This is a genomic window from Litchfieldella qijiaojingensis, assembly GCF_014651875.1.
In the GTDB taxonomy this organism is placed as follows: Bacteria; Pseudomonadota; Gammaproteobacteria; order Pseudomonadales; family Halomonadaceae; genus Litchfieldella; species Litchfieldella qijiaojingensis.
Genome location: NZ_BMXS01000078.1, coordinates 1 through 946 on the forward strand (window position 1 = coordinate 1; position 946 = coordinate 946).

The 946-nt window shown below is 67.1% G+C and carries 1 protein-coding gene; it reads left to right on the plus strand.

The window, feature by feature from the left end; genetic code table 11:
* The coding region (gene istA / locus IE093_RS22300; protein ID WP_189473135.1) for an IS21 family transposase at nucleotides 1–909 on the plus strand (909 nt) is incomplete at its 5' end.
* Nucleotides 910–946 lie beyond the last annotated feature (37 nt).

Below are 946 nucleotides of genomic sequence, written 5' to 3' on the forward strand. Positions count from 1 at the left end.
ATGGTGCGGCGGTACATCCAGCCCAAGCGGGCGCTGCGGCCCAGCAAACGGACGGTGCGTTTCGAGACCCAGCCCGGTTTCCAACTCCAGCACGACTGGGGCGAGATCGAGACGGTGGTCGCCGGCCAGCGCTGTACGGTCAATGTCGCCGTCAACACACTGGGCTACTCGCGCCGCTTCCATGTCTGGGCCGCCCCGTGCCAGGATGCCGAGCACACCTACGAGGCGCTGGTGCAGGCGTTCCGCCACTTCGGTGGCGTGCCGCGCACGGTGCTGGTCGATAACCAGAAGGCGGCGGTACTCAAACATGACCGCGACCGGCGCGTGATCTTCAATGCCGGCTTCCTGCAGTTGGCCAACCACTACGGCTTCGCCCCCAAGGCGTGCCGGCCGCAGCGCCCGCGGACCAAGGGCAAGACCGAGCGCATGGTGGGCTACGTGAAGCAGCACTTCTTCCAACGCTACCGGCAGTTCGAGAGCTATGCCCATCTCAACCAGTTGCTTCTGCTGTGGCTGGAGCGGGTGGCCGATCAGCGCCCGCTGCGTCAATTCCGCCAATCCCCGGCGGCGCGCTTCGTGGCCGAAACCGAGGCGCTGCAAGCCCTGCCGGCGACGGACTTCGATACCCGTTACCACGACCTGCGCCAGGTCGGCTGGGACGGCTACATCGAGGTGCGCGGCAACCGTTACAGCGTGCCCGACGCCTACTGCGGCCAGGCGGTGGTCATTCGCCTGAGCCTGGATGACGAGTTGACGGTCTACAGCCCGGCCGGCGAGGCCATCGCCCAGCATCGTCTGCAGACGCCCCACGCCGGATGGCGCAGCGTGCCCGAGCACCACGCCGCGCTGTGGCAGCAGACCCTGGCCGTTCAACAGCGTGACCTGCGGGTCTACGAGGAGGTGCTGTGATGGCCCTGGAACAGCTCCTCAGCCGCCTGAAGATGGA